The following is a 20,880-nucleotide window of genomic DNA, read 5'->3' as shown; positions in this document are numbered from 1 at the left end:
TTTTCATGCCGCCGGACAAAGCAGGCATAATACCGCGCCTTCGTCCGCGAAGCGCTTCCCCAACACAACCGGCCAGTCCTTTGAACGAACGCCCGCTGTCCACTGCCAAACGCCCCTCGGCCTGTCCGGGGTTGCTGCGTATCGTCCAGGCGCTGGATGGCGGGATATGTCGGATCAAACTCGATGGTGGCTCGATCACCGCCGATCAGGCAAATGCGGTGGCGGATGCCGCTGAGCAGTTCGCTGGCGGGGTGATCGAGGCGACCAACCGCGCCAATCTGCAGATTCGCGGGATCGGCGCGCAGTCCGGTGCGCTGATTGATCGCCTGCTGGCCGCGGGTCTGGGGCCGCGCACCGCGGCTGGCGATGATGTGCGCAATCTGATGCTCAGCCCGGCTGTCGGGATTGATCGGCAGATGGTTTTCGACACGCGTCCGCTGGCTGGGCAAATCCTCGAGACGTTGCAGCGCCATCCACGTTTTCATGAGCTGAGCGCCAAGTTCGCCGTGCAACTGGATGGTGCTGAAGCGCTGGCGATGCTCGAACATCCGCATGATCTGTGGTTGTCGGCTATTGAGCGCAGCGGTGAAACGTTGCTGGCGTTTGGTCTGGCCGGTTGCCCGACGGATCAACCGTTGGCCGCCGTCAAACTTGCAGACGGCCATGCGCTGGTGGTCGCGGTGCTGGAGTTGTTTCTCGAGCTGGCGCGACCGGAGCAGACGCGGATGCGCCATTTGCTCGGCGAATTCAGCGCAGTGCAGTTGCTCGAAAAAATCGGCCAACGTGTTGCTCTGCTAACTGTCGACGATTGGCATCGTTCGCCTGCACCGGACGCTCTGCATATCGGCGCTTGTCCACAGGCTGCGGCAGGGCTGGTCTACGTTGGCGCGGTGCCGCCGCTGGGGCGCCTCGACCCGGCGATGCTGCGCGGTGCTGCAGAAACCTCCCGCCGATTCGGCGATGGCAGCCTGCGCTTCACCCCTTGGCAAAGCCTGCTGCTACCTAATGTAAAAGCGGCCGATGCGGCTGAAGTCCTGCAAAGTCTTGAGCAAAACAATCTGCTGACCAACGCCACCGAGCCACTGTCCCGCCTGATCGCCTGCACTGGCGCCAACGGCTGCGGCAAAGGCCTGGCCGACACCAAGCACGACGCCCGCAAGTTGGCGACTTTACTGCCGCGTGCACTCGATGTGCATCTGTCCGGCTGCTCGCGTTCCTGCGCCGCTGCGCACCGCGCACCGGCGACCTTGCTCGCCGTCAGCCCCGGTCACTACGACCTCTATTTTCGCGATGCAGCACAGCCCGGATTCGGCGCGCTGCACGCACGCAACCTTACTATTGAAGCGGCCGCGACTCTGTTCGCCGGCCACTCACGGAGCCCACTTGATGCTTGATTACATCCGCGACGGTCAGGAGATCTATCGCAACTCCTTCGCGATCATTCGCAGCGAGGCCAATCTGGCGCGCATCCCGGCCGATCTGGAAAAACTCGCGGTGCGGGTGATCCACGCCTGCGGCATGGTCGAGGCCGTCGACGGTCTGCAATTTTCCGCAGGCGCGGGCAAGGCCGGGCGTGATGCGCTGGCGGCTGGTGCGCCGATTCTGTGCGATGCGCGGATGGTTTCCGAAGGCGTGACCCGTACGCGCCTGTCAGCGAACAATCAGGTGATCTGCACCCTGCGCGACGAAAGCGTGCCGGAGCTTGCGCGTGAGCTGGGTAATACCCGTTCCGCCGCTGCGCTGGAACTCTGGCGTCCGCATCTTGAGGGTTCTGTGGTGGTGATCGGCAACGCGCCGACTGCGCTGTTCTATCTGCTGGAAATGCTCGACGCCGGCGCGCCGAAACCGGCACTGATTCTCGGCTTCCCGGTCGGCTTCGTTGGCGCCGCCGAGTCGAAAGCCGCACTGGCCGCTGACAGCCGTGGCGTGCCGTTCGTGATCATGCAGGGTCGCCTTGGCGGCAGCGCCATGGCCGCCGCCGCCGTCAATGCCCTCGCCACGGAGATCGAATGATGCAAGCCCAAGGACGTTTGATTGGCCTGGGCGTCGGCCCCGGTGATCCGGAACTGATCACCGTCAAAGCCCTGCGCCTGCTGCGCGAATCGCCGGTGGTCGCGTACTTTGTGGCCAAGGGCAAGAAGGGTAACGCGTTCGGCATCATCGAAGCGCACCTGCAAGACGCACAGAATCTGCTGCCGCTGGTGTACCCGGTGACCACCGAAACGTTGCCGGCGCCGTTGTCTTACGAACAAGTGATCAGCGACTTCTACGATGCCGCCGCCGAGCAATTGGCCGAGCATCTGGATGCCGGGCGTGACGTGGCGGTGATCTGCGAAGGCGACCCGTTCTTCTACGGTTCTTACATGTATCTGCACGACCGCCTCGCCAATCGCTATCCAGCCGAAGTGGTGCCGGGTGTGTGCTCGATGCTCGGTGGTGCGTCGGTGCTCGGTGCGCCGCTGGTGTATCGCAATCAGAGCCTTTCGGTGCTTTCCGGCGTGTTGCCGCATGAAGAGCTGAAACGCCGACTGGCCGATGCTGATGCGGCAGTGATCATGAAGCTCGGGCGCAATTTCCCGAAAGTCCGCGCCGTGCTCGAAGAACTCGGTCTGGCCGAGCGTGCGCTGTACGTCGAGCGCGCGACCATGGCCAACCAGAAGATCGTTGCGCTGGATCAGGTCGAGCCCATGTCCTCGCCGTACTTCTCGCTGATCATTGTCCCGGGCGAACGGTGGCAAGGCTGATGACTCATTCCACGCCGGCCATCGTCATTCTCGGCCAAGGGGCGCTGGTCACGGCCCGACGTCTTCAGCAAATTTATCCGGGCGCGCAGATCCACGGCCTGAGCGGTCGGGTCGAAGGCGCTGATCGAACGTACGAGGATTTCGGCGGTACCCTGCGCGATCTGTACCAACAGGACACACCAATTATTGCGCTGTGCGCGGCGGGTATTGTCATCCGTACGTTGGCGCCGGTGCTGCTGGAAAAAGGCGTCGAGCCGCCCGTGCTGGCCGTCGCCGAAGATGGCAGCGCCGTGGTGCCGCTGCTTGGTGGTCTGGGCGGGGTAAATGTCATGGCGCGCACGATTGCCTCGGCATTTGATGTGGCTGCGGCGATCACCACCAGCGGCGAATTGCGCTTCGGCACTTGCCTGCTCAACCCGCCCAGCGGTTACGCCCTCGGTGATCTGGAGCAGGGCAAGCGCTTCGTTTCCGATCTGCTGGCCGGGCACAGTGTGCGCATCGACGGTGCTGCTCCGTGGCTGGATCAGGCGCAGCTGCCGGAAAATCCGCAGGCGCAGCGCTCGATTCATGTTGGCAGCGCTGCACGCGCGTTGAGCGCCAATGAATTGCTGATCTACCCACGTAGTGTTGCGGTGGCGGTGAGCGGCGATATGGCGGATCTGCCGAGCATTGTGCGCTCTGCATTGCAGCAGGCGAACCTTGCGCTGCCAGCGCTGGCCTGTCTGGTCGCGGCTGATACCGCGATGGCCTCGTCGAGTTTGCGTGAAGCAGCCATCGAACTAGGCGTGCCGCTGCGCTTCGTCTCTGCGGCGAGTGACGTAGCGCAATTGGCGCGCAGTGTGTCGCCGCAAGCTTCAATCATCGCCAGCTCTGACGAGATCGCCATCGCGGTCAGTGACCAGCCGCTGGACGTAGCGCAAATCGGCCGCCCGCGCGGTCGTCTCGCCGTGATCGGTCTCGGCCCCGGAGCCGCCGAATTGATGGTGCCCGCCGTCAAGGCCGAACTGACCCGGGCCACTGATGTACTGGGCTATGAAACCTACGTGCGCATGGCCGGGCCGTTCCGCGACGATCAGGTGCAGCACTGCACCGACAACCGCGAAGAAATGCAGCGTGCCCGCCATGCCTTCAGACTCGCAGCCGAGGGCCGTTCGGTGATTGTGGTTTCGTCCGGCGATCCGGGCGTGTTCGCCATGGCCGCTGCGGTGCTCGAAGCGTTGCACGAGTCAGCCGATCCGGCCTGGCACAGCGTTGATCTGGAGATTCTGCCGGGGGTGTCCGCATCGCTGGCCACCGCCGCTCAAGCCGGTGCGCCGCTGGGTCATGACTTCTGCGTGATGTCGCTGTCGGACAACCTCAAACCGTGGTCGATCATCGAAAAACGTCTTGATCTGGCAGCTGAAGCGGATCTGGCGCTGGCCTTCTACAACCCGATCTCGCGCGCCCGCCCATGGCAGTTGGGCCGTGCACTGGAAATCATCGCGCAGCACCGTACGCCAGAAACGCCGGTGGTGTTGGGCCGTGACATCGGCCGGCCGGGCCAGACGTTGCGAACCATCACACTGGGCGAGTTGACCCCGGATCAGGTGGACATGCGCACCATGGTGCTGATCGGTTCATCCACCACCTGCACCTTTGCGCGCGCTGACGGCAGACAGTGGGTGTATACGCCGCGTTGGTATGGTGAAAAGCCTGTGGGCTAACTGCAGCGCCACACTTTCCGCCTCTAGTCAGTCGCACAAAGCAGGCCTTCGATGATTACGTCGCGCTCCCCGAACACCGTTAGTCTCGAGGGGCGCGATTTTCTGCTGTCCTGCGGGGGCGCAGCCATTTCATGGCATCAAGAGCGAGACTTTCTCAAGGCGAAGCGTTGCATCGTGATCTTGCGAAGTTCGCTTTCCATTTGTTCTCTCATGGTCTCAAACACTTGCCTGTTTAATTTTAAGTAAGCGCGTTTTTGCACAAGCTTTGCGGATTGTTGTTGCCAGTTCCAGAAGAGGAACCCGCCTTTTCTCACTTCGCTAATCAGCTCCAGCGAATTGACAGCGATATGTAGGTTTCCTCTGGCGTCATAGCGCGAGGGTATTACCTGAAACTTTTTACCAAGGCCTGTTTCGGTGTCCAGATACAGCGTCGCTGCAGTGTTATTCTGCAAGGAATCGAGTGTGTCGATCATCGCATTCGCTTGTTGCGGGTCTCTCCCAGTATCCGAACTCGCAACGAGGAAGTCGCCGATACTGCCCGATACGTCATGATGGGTAGTTATGGTGTAACTGTCGTCGATCGCTCTCCAGCCTAAGTAGTGCAGCGTCTTCATATACTCATCGAACCATTCTTTCGGTTGGCCGAAACGAGTGGCGATCAAGTTTGCCGATGTAGTTGCCAGCCTGGTGCAATTGGTCATTTCGTCATGGTCCTCGAGGGAGATTGAACCAATGACCGAAATAAGATTGGAGCCTGTAATCTCTCCAGTTGGGGCTTGGTTATTCATGTTTATTCCTCAAGAAAATGAAGGGTTATGATTGCAAGCCCTGAGAGATAATTGAATCGCATTCTTCGCTGGATTAAGTCGGAATGTTTTCAGGTGTAATTGGGTGTTGCCAATATATGGCAACCAGTTACCTGTTGTTGGTGTTTTGTTATTCATATTAGATTGGCGACAGTTCGCAAGACGCGAATTTCAATCACTCAAGGATAAATAAAACATGAAAGAAGTCGACGCGGTCGGTGTTGTTCAACTGGAAGATGTAAAGGCGCGTGTTGCCCGACGTCTGCTGCAAACAGGTAGCATTCTGCGTTCGCGCGGGATTGCGGCGGTGCAAGACACTGGTCCAACCAAGGAGTTGGATGCCGTGATGCTGGGCAACGCACTGGTAGGTTACGGGGGGAATATGTCGCTGAACAATATTGCGATCATTGAAAATATAATGAATATGTCGATCATGGAGGCGAACCATCTAGTACCTGATGCGGCAAATACGCTGGACTGGTATGCGGAATTTGTTGACTGCCTGAGGAGCCTCGGCTGCTTTATCGCGGATTCCGGTTATACCCAGTACTCTGAAAAAACCATCCGAGTGGAAGCCGAACTGGTCATCAAGGATATCGTCAAGGGCATCCTGGATGGCGTGGTAGCCAGCACACCGGCAGCCACGATCCTCGGCACGGTAGTGGGCACAACGATTGATGGCCTGAAAAGCGACGGCGACAGTTTGAATTTGTTTAACCATCAGGTGAAAACGCCTAAAGGCATGCGTATGTCCTTCATTCCGTGCGAGCAACAAGCCAACGGGCTTCTGATCGCCGCAGCCACCACGTTGAGTGAAGATGGCAAGGAAAATAATGGCGGTGTGCTCTTTGTTGACTGGAAAACCTCTGCGCGAAAACTTTTTCACGGTAAGGCATTTATTACATTCAATCCGGCGAAATATGCTGAATACAAGGATGATATTGAAAACTATCTCGGACAGCATCGCAAAGAAGTTCTGAGCAAACGTTTCAGTCGTCGTAAGGCTTAATCAATGATGAGTCGCAGGAGGCTGTCCTCCTGCGACTCACGGGAGGGGTTTATGGATTACTCGGCTTATGTTTGCGCGGGCGGATTGGTTTTGCTCTCGCGGGTGCTGGCGAGCGGCTTGAAGCACGATGTTCTGGATAGCATTCTGTTTTCACAGCTGTGTGCTTGCAACGACATCACTGAAGATATGGGGGACGCTGGATGGGATAAGGTGTTCCATGAAACCCTGGCAGCCTGCGGCTGGAGCATATATGACCACCGGCAACAAGATAGTAAGCCATACCTTGCCGAGCGCGACGGATTTACAGTCGAAGAGGCGCTGGTCGATGTTCTGGAAAAGCGACTGTCTGTAAACCAGTGCGACAGACTTTCAAGCGCTATGAAGATGCTCTTCGTACTACCGGAGTCGTCGCCAGTGGTGGAGAAATTTCAAGAGTACATCGCGGCGGATCATGACACGGTGCGGATGCAGTTTTTTATCGTCGACGCCAATGGTTTTCTTGAAATGGTATCGGTTTCTTTCATAAGCACTGAAGGTAACGGGCACGCTTCACTAAATAATCTGTTCGGGGCGGCACCCGCAGAGAGTGGTATGAGAGTTGAGTTCATTGCTGCACGCTTTAATCCGGATATTTATTCGGAGTTTCGCGAGGATATAGTGCAATGGTTGGATATGCAGCGTCAGGCAAGTGTCGCTCTTCTAGCGTAGAAGTAAATTCTCTGGCGCTTTGATTGGCCGTTACGTTGAGCATGTTTGTCTGGTTGTTCTTTGTTTTTATATATCGATCAAGCCTCGTCATCAGGTTCGTTGTTTCTGTCGCGAGGCTTTCATCTGTCTGTTGGTTTATTTATAAAAATCATTTTTTATACAAAAGGATTGTATTCATGCAGGGTGCAAAAGAGTCTGGCGGCGACGGCGGTTATGTGAAATTCGTTAATCTATTCAAACTCAGTGACCTTGAGCAAGCGTTGTTGCCACATAAAGGCACCCGGCAATATGACGCCGTAATCCGCTATTACTTCGCCTGTATCGGGTTGCTTGACTCACCACGATTGGTGCAACCGCTGGCCCTGTTCAAACAGGCGCTTGCAGAGTTTGGTGCGCAACGTAAGCGCCGCGATGCGGAGAATGTACCTGCGCCGAGCCCGGAGACAGAAACGGCGCCCGATCTTGCGGAAATCAGTGACCGGGTCGACGGATTTGCATCGCGCCTGAATTACAGCCTCGAGCTGATGAAAACAGCCGCGACGCCAGTACCGAAAATTTTGCACTTCGTCTGGCTTGGTGGCGGGCTTGGCGATATTCAGCGTGATTACATCAATTTGTGGAAAAAAGTACTGGCCGGGCAAGGCTATAAAATCAACCTTTGGTATGACAGCGATGCGCTGCTGGCTTATCAGACCACGAAACTGCTGGTTGACGCTGCCAAAGTGCACAGCATGCAAAGCGGTGGAGTCGATAGCGCTACGCAAGAGCAACTTGAAGCGCTGTATGTGGCGCGCGCCATTGTTCTGAAACAGCAGATGTTCGCGCACATCAATGCAGCACGTGCAGGCGGGTTATCCGCCGATGAAGCCCGGGTGCAGTTGTTGAGCCGGGCGTATGGCCAGCAGGCCAAGGATCTACATTCACTCAAAGCGCGCAACCTGAAGAGTTTGCAGGAAGTGGGCGGTGGTGACTTGGAACTGCGTGATCTGGCCGGTGCGGCGACTCCCATGCAACTGCAGGACATTTACGATCAGGAAATGGGGTTGCGTGGCAATCTTGCTGGCGGTTCCGATGTGGTGCGGCTGGAGGCAATGCTGCCAGAGGGCGGCATGTACTCTGACGTCGATAATCTCCCACCATTGTTGAAGGTGCTGGGCGGTGTGGATATCAGTAAGTTCAAACCCGCGAGCAAACGGGCCATCACGCAATTGCTGCTGGATCACAATCCGCACTGGATGCCGGGGCGGCAGGCAATACGTGATCGTTACCAGAACGTTGACCAGTTTATTCCTCAGGAACACCGCACAGCGCTTGAAGCGTTTGCCAAAAGTGCGCCCGCCCTGGATCAGGTTTTCCAGGCGCCGAGCGACCTGCTGGCACGCCCCTATATGTTGCGCGCAGTGGCCGAAGAGGGGTCTCTGAGCAACGCCTGGCTGATGGCTCATCCCAACGCACCGATGGTGCAGTCGGTGCTGGATCGCTTGCGCTTCAATTTTGATGTCATCAACGCAGTCGCCAATGCCGCTATGGCTAAAGGTATTGCGCCAGATGACGCCCAGGCCAACTTTGAGCTGGCGGATGCCGAGATCGTGCGTCGGCTCGGGCCTTTGGAGGAATTGCCCGGCACCAGAGCGGTGGCGATGCAGCGGCTGGAGATGGCAATTGCCGAATACTTCAGCGACGGGATCCTTCCTGCGCGAGAAGGGACGATCCATCTGACCGGTCCGGGTGGGATGCGCCTGGGCATGGAAGATTATGCGCAGGAAAATCTCACGCCCAGGGCGGCCGAAGCATCGCATGCCGAGTTGGGCATCGAGCCACTGGGTACGGTCAATCGCTCCACGGAGGAGGAGCAGGATCACTCCTGGAAAGAAAACGAAACCGATGCCGCCAAGTGGGTGGAAACCCAAAAGCAGCAATGGCGCGACGGGCAATTCAAAACCCGCTACACCGGTGATATCACTGAGCTGCTCAAGCACTCGACTGTCGAATTCGAACTCGGCTGGCCGATCATCGAAGGCCGGCATGTTTTGAACACTGAACTGCTGCAACGCATGGCCGACAAACTTGGCGAACCTTTCACCAAGGCCATGATGAGCAGCCACGATGGCCCCGTGGTGTTTACCGAGCGGTTGCCGCTGGGTTTCGATGATCGACAAACCATCCGCGGCCAGGACTTGCGGCTGCGGCCGCCAGCGTCCTTGAGCACCAAAGAGACTCAAGGCCTGGCACTGGACGAGGTGCTGATCCGTCTGGGCAAGAACAAGTTTCACCTCGAGCAACTGAGTCCCTTGCAGCGCCTCACGCTGGGTGGGTTGCTCGGGGCAGCAACGCTGGATGACCGGAGTTTTGCGGCGCTGAGCGTTGCGCAGGACAACCTCATCAACAGCGTCCGCGAGCGCGGCACGGCGGAACGCTATGCCGTGATTGAAAAGCAGCTCGCCGCACGGATGACGCCATCGTTCAAGGCCGGGCTGGACAGTCCGCTCGAGCAACACCCGACGCGTTCGCCGAGTTCGCTGAGCCTGAAAAAAACGGCGCTGTCTTCGGCCGTGACCCTGTTCGAATGGGGACGCCAAGTGGCGAAAATCCGTGAAGTCGCAACTCGGGAGTATCGCGAACAGGTCAAGGAGCGCTTGGAGCAGGTGCTCGATCAGGCTATCGCGAAGACTGGCAGGATGGTGCCGCAAGATATGCTGCTTGCCCAAAAGGATGGCACACCGGCCGGCCGCTGCTTCCCGCTTGCGTTGGCGATGAGTGCCGCGCTCGCACGGGGTGAGATGTCAACGCGAGAATTGTTTGGGCGTTTTTACCTTGCGGTCGACGAGCCAGCGGCCTCCGATTCGGTCACCTTCCTGACTGCTCTTGAGGAATTGCGAAGTGTGCAAATCAGCGAGGTCGGCTCGGTGCTGGGGCGGGTCGATCTGGACAAGGTGGTCGCGACTGTCGAGGAGTCTGCTGGCACCCGGACGTTGATGCTCAACTCGGACAATCACTCGATGCTGGTGGCCAAAACAGTGCAAGGCACGGCGGCCACTTATCACTTTTATGATCCCAATTTCGGTCTGTTCGAGTTCAACTCGGCAGACACTTTCAAGGCCACCGTCACGCAATTTTTCAAGGTGCCGGGCCTGGCGGAACACTATGCCGTTTTCGGTCAGCCTGGCCTGCCGCAGTTCGATCTGATTGATGTGCACGCAGAACAGGTTGCCGAGCTGGAACTGTCGCCCGAGGTCAAGGTAGCGCATCTGCTTGAAGAGGGCACATTGCCGGGTATGCCGGCGCGCTCTGTGCGTCAGCGGGTCAACAGTGCTCACGGACGATCGTTGATTGCAAACCCGCGCCTGGGCAGCTCGCTGTTGAAACTCGATAACCACTGGTGGGCCGAGCAGATCGCCGACGTGACGTCGCGCTTGCAAGAGGGGCATGAATCGGTGACGCCCCTTGTGCCACTGTTCGATTCGCTGGAGGTGACCCCAGAGGGCAGTTATCGCGTGAGCATGGTCGACCCGAAAAGCGGCGAGCATGTTGCTACGGTCATCAGCCGCGACGGTCGCCTCCTGCGCATCAAGGGCTATTTGTCCGAGCTGTTCTCGACGCTGGCGCAAAAACCTGCGCGCACTAACGCACCGGTAGACCCGACCGAAGCTGCTGCGATTCACACCCTGAATGCCGGATTCGCCGTTCAGGCATTGATGAATGCCCTGCGCACCCGTGAAGGCGCTGACCGCACGTTGACCACCGCCGTGCAGTGGCATGCCTACGTCAATTACGCGCAATTGGTGCACGGCAATGTGGTGGATGTGGCGGGGCTGATCGGGCTGGTGCAAACGGCGTTGCGTGATGAAAAAATCATCGCCCGCACCAGTGCGCAGGTGGTCGGTGAGGCACTGGGTCCCTTGGCTGGCAAAGCCGTCGGCGCTGCGGGGCATGTGGCCAATGAAGGTCTCGGCGCGGTACTCGGGCTGGCCAATGTCGGCTTTGATATCTATCAGTTGGTGAATGCGCAGAATGATGTCGAGACTGCGACCTACGGCACCCAGCTGGGTTTTGACGCGGCGAGTCTGGTCCTGACCGGCGCTGGCCTGGGCGCGGCATTACTGGGTGCGGGTACAGCGGCTGCGGTGCTCGGCGGTGCCGGGGTGATCCTCGGTGGGCTGGCCGTCGGCGTGGCTGCACTGGCGCAGAACTACGCGATGATCGCTGAGGAAGCGAAAGCGGTCGGTCTGTTTTTCGCCGAGCTGGAACAGGCGCATCACGCCGACGGCTATTCCTACAACGGCACACAGGGCGCCTGGCTGCCACGACCATCGCTGATCATCAAGCACCTTGATTTGCGCACCGGTAAGTTGCAGCTCGACAGCACCCGACTGTACCCGCTGCGCGATCATTTCGGCGTGCCCGAATTCGAGGGCGATTACTCACGCGCGATCAATCTCAGTGCGGAATTGGGCTATCCCGACGAGATGAATTTCGCACCGCCCGCCGGACAGCCGATCGTCTTGCCTTGCACCCCTCTGAACTGCTACCGCTACGTGTACCAGACCTTGCCGTTCGCTTCGCAGCGTCACGATCAGGGTTTCGACATCGCCCGGCGCCTGGAGAAGAAAAAGCCGGATGGCCAGTGGCTGTTTCTATTCTCGTTCTATTCCTTTCCGAGTCACTACATCGTCTATCAGATTTACCCCGATTACCGACCGGTCGAGATCAGCGTCAAGCTCGATGCTCTTGAGCGAAAACTGGTCGTGCCGGTGATACCGACGCCCTGGCATGGCAAGATTTCCTATCGGTTACAGGGCGGCGCAGGCACTTGCACGCTGGTGCTCAATCCCGGTGTCAACGTGGCGCTGGAAGCCAGCGCTGCGCAAAAGGATCGCTGGATCATCGTCGCGCCGTGGGCGCGCGAAAGTGACATCGTGTTCGGCAAGAGTGGCCAATTCCGTGTCAAGGATTGCCAGTTCGAGGTCACCGGGACCGTCGCGCCCGAGCTGTTTGTGCTGGTGGAAAACGGCAAGCTGTTCAGGATTGCCGGCGGCGTGCTGAACCTGTTGCAGGATGAGCCGCCCAAAGGCGTGGACGCGCAGGTATTGCAGGATCACCTGCAAGCGCTGGCCCGCGCCCATCGGCTTACCCTGCGCTATACGCCCATCCATGATTACCTGATTCCGTTCGAGAAACCCGACGCGCCGCGATATATCACCGGGTGGTATGACGCGGTCGAGGACCGAATCCTGTACGTGCGCGATGACGAAGTGTCGGGTGAGGACATTCTGTTGTCGGTGGTGGTCGGCGAGTCGGCGTTTTTCCATGACCCGAGCAGTTATGACATCTGGCAGGTCGATGCGGACACCGGGTTACTCAGCCATCGCTATCGATTGCTAGTCAGACAGGAGAGCGAAAGCACCATTCGCACTGTCGAAGCGGACAGCCACGGCGTGGTCCATGTGATGCAGGAGTATGCCCATGTCGATGGCTCTGTGGAGCGAATCAATTACCTGATTCACGATGGCGTGCTGTGGCTCAGTTCGATCACCCGTGGCGCTGAGCCGACATTCGACGCGCTGCTTGATGACACTGCACCGCTGGCAGACTGGGCCCCGGTGCTGGGTGAACACACCGTGTTCAAGGCGCCGCATGAGAAAAAATACGCCACGGTCGACTGGCAGCTGGCGGCATACGTTTCGGTCTGCTGGAAGATTGAAGATAACGCTCGGGACATGGCCTGGATCCGCACCCGTGACGATCTGATCATTCGCCCGGTGCCGGTACTTCATCGTGCCCGTGGCTGGGCGGATTCGATCCAGAACCTCAACGATCTGATGTTGCTGACGGTGGCCCATGATAACGATGTATTCGTTATCTACGATCGTAAATTGCAGCGCCTGTGTCGGGTGCAGCACGCGGTGGTTGAGGGAACAGGTCAATGGTCGCAGCGTTGGGTGCAGCCCGACGGACTGACACAGATTGCAGTACAGGACGATGGTTATCTGGCAAATACCAGGGGCGGACTGTCATTTGCAATCGGCGCCGACGGTGAAGTGCGTTTCGCCGGGCTGGGAGAACAGTGGCTCAAGGGACGTACCAAATGGTGGCTCGAACTGCAGGCAGTGGCCAACAAACATGGCGTTGAACCGTTCGCCATTGTCGGCGTGGCCAATGCCGCCAATGATGCTCGCTTGCACGGCTGGTACGTCGACAATCGTTTGCTGTTATGCGCGGCAGAACAGGCGGATGTACGCCTGCTCGGCGTAACGCCGGATAACCAGTCGGCGTGGCTGTTCGAGGCGGCGAGCGGGGAAATCTGGCGCCAGGCGTTTATCGATTCGCAGCAACTCGATCAAGCGTTCGGCACCGGTACACAGCTATTGCAGGCGGATGTGCTGCCCAAACCTGAGCGACAGTGGGCGCCATGGCACTTTGCCGATGTGCGGATTGACGGTGCCGGCCTGTTGGGGACGACCCTTGATGACGTGGTGCTGGAGTTGCAATTCGGCGAGCCACCGACCATTGCCGGTGTGGGGCGCGATTGGGTGGCGGCGCACAGTGAGCAACTGACCCACGATCTGCAGGCGCTGCTGGAGATGCAGTCCCATCGACCGTTCATTTCCGTCGCCGCACAGGACGCCAGCGTGCGCTGGTATATCGTCGACAGTGCGCGGCTGATCCGGGTCGCGAGCGCCGACTTGCCTGCGGACTTCGAGCTGCTGGGTACCCGGCGCCACACCGATGTGTTGTTGCATGAACCACAGGAGCGTCTGGTCCAGGGTCATCCGAGCAAGCGTCAGATCGGTCCGCTGGATTACGTCGAGCGCAACGCCGAGGTGCTGGTAATTGAAGGACGGGTGGATGCGCACGATCTGCGACCACTGATACCTGATGATGTACGCACATTGGTGGTGCGCATGGGGGGCGGCTTCATGAAGTGCCATTTGACTCAGGCGTTGTCGCGCAGGCTGGATGCGATGGTCGTCGATTGCCGGCATCCGCTGGCTGGCAAGCCCGTGGTAATGAGCAGGCTGATCTGGTCACCAGATGTACCGCAAAAGCTGGAAGTGGGCATGGTCGAGGAACACTTGGTGGTGGTCGATCCTGACGCCGAGCACTGTGTGCTTTTTCGCAATGCCTATGCGCTCGACACTCAGTTGCGTGGCGATGCGATGCTCGAAGTGCAGGGGCTGCGGCCTGTTCTAGTGTCGGCTCTGGCGCGCGGGATGAAAGCGCGCAAGGGCACGGACAGTGTGACGCTGAAAGCGCTGCTGGATGAATTGAAGGCACGCAATACCGCAGACGCGTCTGGCTGAGGACACTCGGCGCAGCAAAAGACCGCCGACTGCAAGGTCGGCGGTCTTTTAGTGTGCGGGTTCAGGGTACGAGGTAACCCTTGACCCCGGTAAAGATGATCTGCGCTGCCAGCGCGCACACGAACAGCCCCATCAAGCGGCTGACAATCTGCAAACCCTGATCGCCAAGAATCCGCTCGATGCGGTTCGACAGATACAACACCACCCCGACCGTGAAACTGGCCAGCGCAATGCTCATGATCGCTGTGAGTTTGTCATCCCAGTGCGGCTGGCTGATGCCCATCACCAGCAACGCACCGATGGTGCCAGGGCCGACCGTCAGCGGAATGGTCAGCGGCACGATGGTCACGTCCTGCTGCACGTTATCGGTCTGCACCACCGATTTGCCTTGGGCCATGCCCAGCGCCGAAATGAACAACACGCTGCCGGCGCCGATGCGGAACGCATCCACCGTGATGCCGAACACGTCGAAAATCACTCGCCCGAACAGATACAGCAATACGCTCGAGACCAATGTGGCGGTAGCCACTTTCCAGGCCAGACGCCGCTGTTCCTTGCGCGAATAACCTCGGGTCAGGCTGATAAAGCAGGACAACACGAAGAACGGGCTGTAGAGCACCAGCATCTTCAGGTAAACGCTGAACAACACATGGAGCATGGCGCGGGCTCGCTGGCGGGAGAAGTCGGGGGGAGTCTATCAGGCGCTATCGGGTCTGTCGGCTCACGACGGCAGGGTCGTCGCACGGTTTTGCTGATCGCGCTGGGCCACCCAGTGTTCGATCAGCTCGCGCAGTTGCGACAGCTCCACCGGTTTGGCCATGTGCCCGTCCATCCCGGCCTGGCGCGCGCGCTCCTTGTGCTCGGCGAGAATGTGCGCAGTCAACGCGACAATCGGCGTGCGAATGCGCTGGTTGCTGACTTCCCATGCGCGTAGTTGCTGAGTGGCGGAGAAACCGTCAAGCACCGGCATCTCGCAATCCATCAGCACCAGGTCGTAACGCTGGGCTTTCATCGCCTGCAAGGCCTCTTCGCCATTGCTCGCGGTGTCCGGCTGCAGGTTGAGCTTGCCGAGCATGCCGCGAATCACCTTGGTCGAAATCGTGTTGTCTTCGGCCACCAGAATGCGGAAATCGCTTGGTACTTTTACTGCGGTTGCCGGGCCGACGACTTGCGGCTGGAATACTACCTGGCCGCGATTGCGCTGGTTCAATTCGTCGGCCAGCGTGGTTTTCAGCGTGTAGCCGGCCACCGGTTTGGCGAGGATGCGTTTGATCCCCGAATTGCGCGCGATGATCTTGCTCGGCGCATTGCTGATGCCGGTGAGCATGATCAGCAGGATGTCGTGGTTCAGGCTCGGGTCTTCCTTGATCTTGGCCGCCAGTTGCATGCCGGTCATGCCGGGCATGTTCTGATCGAGCAACACCACATCGAAGTAGTCACGCAGATGCGCCTTGGTGCGCAGCAGCGCCAGCGCTTCCTTGCCCGATGGCACGGCGCTGACGTTCAGCCCCCAGGCGCTGCATTGCTGCACCAGGACTTTGCGGCAGGTGTCGTTGTCATCAACCACCAACACCCGCGCACCTTGCAGCGGACTGTCCAGATCAGACGTCGGGTGTTCCAGGCGATCCGGATCCAGCGGCAAGGTCAGCCACAAGGTGCTGCCCTGAGTCGCACCGCTCTTGATACCGAATTCGCCCTGCATCAGACGAATCAACTGCCGCGCGATGACCAGCCCGAGATTGCCGCCCAGGCGATTGGCCGACAGGAAGTGTTTGCTGTGCAACTCGGCGTGCATCAACGCGTCGCGTTCTTCCTGCGGCATCGGCTCGCCGCTGTCCTGCACTGCGATGCGCAGGCGCGGCTGGGTGCTGCGTTCGTCGAGGGCGACGACTACCAGCACTTCGCCTTCATCGGTTTTCTTCAGAGCGTTTTCCAGCAGACTGAGCAGGGTCTGGCGCAGTCGCGTTGGATCGCCGCTGATCACTCGCGGCACTTGCGGCTGGATGAAGCTGATCAACTCGACGTTCTGCTGTTCGGCCTTGGCCCGGTAGATGCTCAGGCAATCGTCGATCAGCGCGTTGAGGTCGAACTGCACATCGTCCAGTTCGATCTGCCCGGATTCGAGTCGCGAGATGTCGAGAATCTCGTTGATCAAGGTCAGCAGCTCGTTGCCGGCGCTGTGAATGGTTTGCACGTAGTCACGTTGCTTGACCGACAGCGGCGTGCCTAGCAGCAGTTCGGTCATGCCCAGCACGCCGTTCATCGGGGTGCGGATCTCGTGGCTGATCTTGGCGAGGAATTCGGCTTTGGCGTTGATCTCGGCGTTACTCGCGGCGAGATCACGGCTGATGCTGAAATCTGTCTCGGTGATGCTGCGCTGGCGCTCGCCCAGGGCGATGCTCATCAGCAGGCCGCTGATGCAGATGAAGCCCATCAGCACCATGATCAGGCCTTGCGGCGCGACCAGTGTCAGCCCGAGCAAGGCTGGAAGAATGATCAGCGTGCCAATGTTGAACACCACCATCGCCGCCACGAACAGCCGCGCCGGGCGATAGCCTTTCTGCCAGTGATAGAAGCCGACCAGCAACATGCTCAGACCGGCCAGTGCTACCAAGGCGTAGGTGATGATGTTCAGCGGCAGCGTGTTGACGAACAACAGCAGCAAGCTGCAGATCACGATGAACAGAATGTCGCCGAGCAACAGCTTGTTCAGCGGATGCGCGCCGAGCGGGGCGAAAAAACGCAGGGCAAACATCAGGCCTGCAGGGGCGGTCAGCAGCAGCGCCAGATAGGCGCCGGGCGTCTGGATTGCGTGCCAGTTCGGCAGCCACGGGCCGGCCAGATTGAGCAGCAGAAGCAGGCTCAGCCCCAGCAGGCATTCACACACTGCCAGCCACAGGCTGCTGCGCGAACGGGTGTACGCGTAGCGGATCAGGTTGTGCAGGATCAGCATGATCAGGCAGCCGAACAACAGGCCGTAGATCAGCGTCTGATTCTGGCTGGCCGCGCTCATCACCGCCGATTGCAAAGTGATGTACGGGCGCAATTGGTGATCGGAGACCAGTCGCAGGTAAACGTCGAGGGTCTTGTCGGTTTGCGGCAGCGGCAGCATGAAGTCGCTGCTCGGCAGTGGCCGCTCGGCCTGCGGTTGGGTGGTGCCGGTTTCGCGTTGCTCGATCAGCTTGTCGCCGTCGAGCACGTAGAGATTGAGGTGTGACAGGTCTGGGGCGAAGATTCGCAGCACTTGCTCATGCTTGCCGGGCGCCAGTTTGAAACGCAGCCACAACGCTCCATCGGGCTCGGCCGCGGTGAGGCGCTCAAGGTCGATGGGGCTGAATTGATTGGTGTAGCGGGCGGAGCGGATGTCACTCAGTTGCAGGTTGCCCTGATCGTCGAGCAATACCGACCAGCCACTGCCTTGCGCGGCCAGGGCCGGGAGCATGCAGAGCATTGTCAGCAAAGTGACGGTGAAGCCTATGGCAATCCTGAGCCAGCGCACGGCGAAATCCCTTCGTAGGTTGATGCCAGATTATAACGATGCGCCGCGTCGCAACAGTCCGGCAAGAGCCTTGAGCCCTTACCGGATACACAGCGTAGCTTATTGCTGGGTTTCGCCGCGCTCGCGAGCAATGGCGCGGTAGCCAATGTCATTGCGGTAGAAGCAGCCGTCCCAGTCAATGGCCTTGGCCAGTTTGTAAGCCTGCTCTTGCGCAGCACCGACACTGGCGCCCATTGCGGTGGCGCACAGTACGCGCCCACCGGCAGTCACCACCTGGCCGTCTTTCAACGCAGTACCGGCGTGGAAGACTTTGCCTTCCAGCGCAGCTGCCGCGTCCAGACCGTTGATCGGCGTGCCCTTGGCGTAGTCGCCCGGGTAACCGCCAGCGGCCAGTACGATGCCGATGCTCGGACGCGGATCCCACTGTGCTTCGACCTTGTCCAGCGCCTGCGCCAGTGCGGCTTCGACCAGCAACACCAGGCTCGACTGCAAACGCAGCATCACCGGTTGGGTCTCAGGATCGCCGAAGCGGCAGTTGAACTCGATGACTTTCGGATTGCCGGCCTTGTCGATCATCAGACCGGCATACAGGAACCCGGTGTAGACGTTGCCTTCGTCAGCCATGCCGCGCACGGTCGGCCAGATCACCAGATCCATCACGCGCTTGTGCACTTCGGCAGTCACTACCGGAGCAGGGGAGTAGGCGCCCATGCCGCCGGTGTTCGGGCCGCTGTCGCCGTCGCCGACGCGTTTGTGATCCTGGCTGGTGGCCATCGGCAGAACGTTCTTGCCGTCGACCATGACGATGAAGCTGGCTTCTTCGCCATCGAGGAATTCTTCGATGACCACACGCGAACCGGCTTCACCGAAAGCGTTGCCGGCGAGCATGTCGCGCACGGCGTCTTCGGCTTCTTGCAGGGTCATGGCGACGATCACGCCTTTACCGGCAGCGAGGCCGTCAGCCTTGATCACGATCGGTGCGCCTTTTTCACGCAGATAAGCCAGGGCCGGCTCGATCTCGGTGAAGTTCTGGTAATCGGCAGTCGGGATCTTGTGACGCGCGAGGAAATCCTTGGTGAAGGCTTTCGAGCCTTCCAGTTGCGCAGCACCGGCGGTCGGGCCGAAGCAATCGAGGCCACGGGCGCGGAACAGATCAACCACGCCAGCCACCAGCGGCACTTCCGGGCCGACGATGGTCAGGGAAACGTTTTTCTCGGCGAAATCGGCGAGCTGCTCAAGGGCCAGCACGTCGATGGCGACGTTTTCGCACTTGGCTTCAATCGCGGTGCCGGCGTTGCCCGGAGCAACGAAAACCTTCTGCACGCGCGGATCCTGAGCCACTTTCCAGGCCAGAGCGTGTTCACGGCCACCGCTGCCAATGATCAAAACATTCATTTCAAAAACCTCGGATGACGCTAATTCTGTGGGCAGCACTGAAGCTGCTTTTCTGTGGGAGCTGGCAGGCCAGCTCCCACATTTGGATCAAGCTGTATCAGTGACGGAAGTGGCGCATGCCGGTGAACACCATGGCGATGCCGGCTTCATCAGCAGCAGCAATCACTTCCGCATCGCGCATCGAGCCGCCCGGCTGAATCACCGCAGTGATGCCAACCTTGGCCGCGTTGTCCAGGCCGTCGCGGAACGGGAAGAATGCGTCGGAAGCCATGACCGAACCGGCCACCTGCAAACCTGCGTGCTCTGCCTTGATCGCGGCGATACGCGCGGAATTCACACGGCTCATCTGGCCAGCGCCGACACCGATGGTCTGACGGTTCTTGGCGTAGACGATGGCGTTGGATTTAACGTACTTGGCAACTTTCCAGGCGAAGATCAGGTCGTTGATTTCCTGTTCGGTCGGGGCGCGTTTGGTCACGACTTTCAGGTCTTCGCTGCCAATCATGCCGATGTCACGGCTCTGGACGAGCAGGCCGCCGTTGACGCGCTTGTAGTCCCAGGCAGCGGCGCGGTCAGCCGACCACTCGCCACAGGCCAGCAGGCGCACGTTGGCTTTGGCGGCAACGATGGCACGGGCCTCTTCGCTGACGCTTGGGGCGATGATCACTTCAACGAACTGACGCTCGACGATCGCCTTGGCGGTTTCAGCATCCAGTTCACGGTTGAAAGCGATGATGCCGCCGAACGCCGACTCGGTGTCGGTGGCGTAAGCCAGTTCGTAAGCTTGACGAATGCCACCTTCAGCGTCCGGGCTCACGGCCACGCCGCACGGGTTGGCGTGCTTGACGATCACGCAGGCCGGTTTGACGAAGCTCTTCACGCATTCCAGCGCTGCGTCGGTGTCAGCCACGTTGTTGTACGACAGCTCTTTGCCTTGCAGCTGGGTGGCGGTAGCGATGCCGACTTCGGCCGGCTTGGCTTCCACGTAGAACGCCGCGCTCTGGTGCGGGTTCTCGCCGTAGCGCATTTCCTGAGCCTTGATGAACTGGCTGTTGAAGGTGCGCGGGAATTCGCTGCGACCTTCCGTGCTGAGGGTCTCAGCGGCCTGGTTCACGGTGCCCATGTAGTTGGCGATCATGCCGTCGTAGGCGGCGGTGTGCTCGAATGCCTTGAGCATCAGGTCAAAACGCTGCGCGTAGGTCAGGCCACCGCTTTTCAGGTTTTGCAGGACGTCGGCGTAATCGCTGGCATTCACCACGATCGCAACGTCTTTATGGTTTTTTGCTGCCGAACGGACCATGGTCGGGCCGCCGATATCGATGTTCTCGATAGCGGTCGGCAGGTCGCAGCCTGGCTTGTTGATGGTGGCTTCGAACGGGTACAGGTTGACTGCAACCAGATCGATCGGCTTGATGCCGTGCTCGTTCATGATCGCGTCGTCGATACCGCGACGACCGAGGATGCCGCCGTGGATTTTCGGGTGCAGGGTTTTCACCCGACCGTCCATCATCTCTGCGAAACCGGTGTAATCCGCGACTTCCACTGCGGCCACGCCGTTGTCCTGCAGCAGTTTGAAGGTCCCGCCGGTGGAAAGAATCTCCACGCCCAGGGCTTCCAGTTCCCTGGCGAATTCGAGGATCCCGGTCTTGTCGGAAACGCTGATCAAGGCGCGGCGGATCGGCAGGCGGGTAGTCTGGTCGGTCATCTCAATTTCC

At 59.5% G+C, this 20,880-nt stretch carries 12 protein-coding genes; 7 read left to right on the top strand and 5 right to left on the bottom strand.

All coding sequences use genetic code 11. The features are described 5' to 3' along the window. Window positions 1–5: 5 nt before the first annotated feature. The 4 genes from cobG to cobJ are packed head-to-tail and all read left to right on the top strand — an operon-like array spanning window position 6 to window position 4,447. Complete coding sequence (cobG, locus tag ACP7BN_RS22145; RefSeq protein ID WP_426206078.1) at window positions 6–1,394, top strand: precorrin-3B synthase; 1,389 nt, start codon at window positions 6–8, stop codon at window positions 1,392–1,394. Then, on the top strand, window positions 1,387–2,013 hold the full coding sequence (locus ACP7BN_RS22140) for a precorrin-8X methylmutase (protein ID WP_426206077.1): 627 nt from the start codon (window positions 1,387–1,389) through the stop codon (window positions 2,011–2,013). The genes cobG and ACP7BN_RS22140 overlap by 8 nt, the downstream gene beginning before the upstream one ends. Next, entirely contained in the window at window positions 2,010–2,744 is a 735-nt protein-coding gene (locus ACP7BN_RS22135; protein WP_426206076.1) for a precorrin-2 C(20)-methyltransferase, read from the top strand. Before ACP7BN_RS22140 ends, ACP7BN_RS22135 begins: the two co-directional genes overlap by 4 nt. Continuing rightward, complete coding sequence (cobJ, locus tag ACP7BN_RS22130) at window positions 2,744–4,447, top strand: precorrin-3B C(17)-methyltransferase (RefSeq protein WP_426206075.1); 1,704 nt, start codon at window positions 2,744–2,746, stop codon at window positions 4,445–4,447. The genes ACP7BN_RS22135 and cobJ overlap by 1 nt, the downstream gene beginning before the upstream one ends. A 137-nt stretch (window positions 4,448–4,584) precedes the next feature. Here the strand turns inward: cobJ and ACP7BN_RS22125 are convergent, their stop codons facing one another. Beyond that, complete coding sequence (locus tag ACP7BN_RS22125) at window positions 4,585–5,235, bottom strand: hypothetical protein (protein ID WP_426206074.1); 651 nt, start codon at window positions 5,233–5,235, stop codon at window positions 4,585–4,587. A 214-nt stretch (window positions 5,236–5,449) separates the two neighbouring features. Here ACP7BN_RS22125 and ACP7BN_RS22120 point away from each other — a divergent pair, with 214 nt between their 5' ends. The 3 genes from ACP7BN_RS22120 to ACP7BN_RS22110 all read left to right on the top strand — a co-directional run bounded on the left by ACP7BN_RS22120 (window position 5,450) and on the right by ACP7BN_RS22110 (window position 14,271). Then, complete coding sequence (locus tag ACP7BN_RS22120) at window positions 5,450–6,262, top strand: hypothetical protein (protein WP_426206073.1); 813 nt, start codon at window positions 5,450–5,452, stop codon at window positions 6,260–6,262. 51 nt (window positions 6,263–6,313) lie between these two features. Further along, window positions 6,314–6,970: a hypothetical protein gene (locus tag ACP7BN_RS22115; protein WP_426206072.1), complete on the top strand. Its 657-nt coding sequence runs from the start codon at window positions 6,314–6,316 to the stop codon at window positions 6,968–6,970. Between the two features lie 176 nt (window positions 6,971–7,146). After that, window positions 7,147–14,271, top strand: a complete 7,125-nt coding sequence (locus tag ACP7BN_RS22110; protein WP_426206071.1) for a TcdA/TcdB pore-forming domain-containing protein — start codon at window positions 7,147–7,149, stop codon at window positions 14,269–14,271. Between the two features lie 61 nt (window positions 14,272–14,332). Here the strand turns inward: ACP7BN_RS22110 and ACP7BN_RS22105 are convergent, their stop codons facing one another. The 4 genes from ACP7BN_RS22105 to purH all read right to left on the bottom strand — a co-directional run bounded on the left by ACP7BN_RS22105 (window position 14,333) and on the right by purH (window position 20,870). Then, the gene (locus ACP7BN_RS22105) at window positions 14,333–14,929 is read right to left on the bottom strand and encodes a MarC family protein (RefSeq protein WP_420647088.1); all 597 of its coding nucleotides are present in this window, start codon (window positions 14,927–14,929) and stop codon (window positions 14,333–14,335) included. A gap of 63 nt (window positions 14,930–14,992) precedes the next feature. Further along, window positions 14,993–17,770 carry a response regulator gene (locus tag ACP7BN_RS22100; protein WP_426206070.1) on the bottom strand — a complete coding sequence of 926 codons (2,778 nt, stop codon included), beginning with the start codon at window positions 17,768–17,770 and terminating at the stop codon, window positions 14,993–14,995. A 99-nt stretch (window positions 17,771–17,869) separates the two neighbouring features. Further along, window positions 17,870–19,165, bottom strand: coding sequence for a phosphoribosylamine--glycine ligase (gene purD, locus ACP7BN_RS22095; protein WP_426206069.1), 1,296 nt, complete (start codon window positions 19,163–19,165; stop codon window positions 17,870–17,872). A gap of 97 nt (window positions 19,166–19,262) precedes the next feature. Further along, window positions 19,263–20,870 (bottom strand): bifunctional phosphoribosylaminoimidazolecarboxamide formyltransferase/IMP cyclohydrolase, encoded by a 1,608-nt coding sequence (gene purH, locus ACP7BN_RS22090; protein ID WP_426206068.1) that lies wholly within the window; start codon window positions 20,868–20,870, stop codon window positions 19,263–19,265. Window positions 20,871–20,880: the final 10 nt, after the last annotated feature.

Origin of the sequence: Pseudomonas sp. TWP3-1, from assembly GCF_049896625.1 — a bacterium.
Lineage (GTDB): Bacteria > Pseudomonadota > Gammaproteobacteria > Pseudomonadales > Pseudomonadaceae > Aquipseudomonas.
The sequence above is the reverse complement of the archived record's forward strand: the minus strand, read 5'-3'. Positions and strand labels throughout refer to the sequence as shown.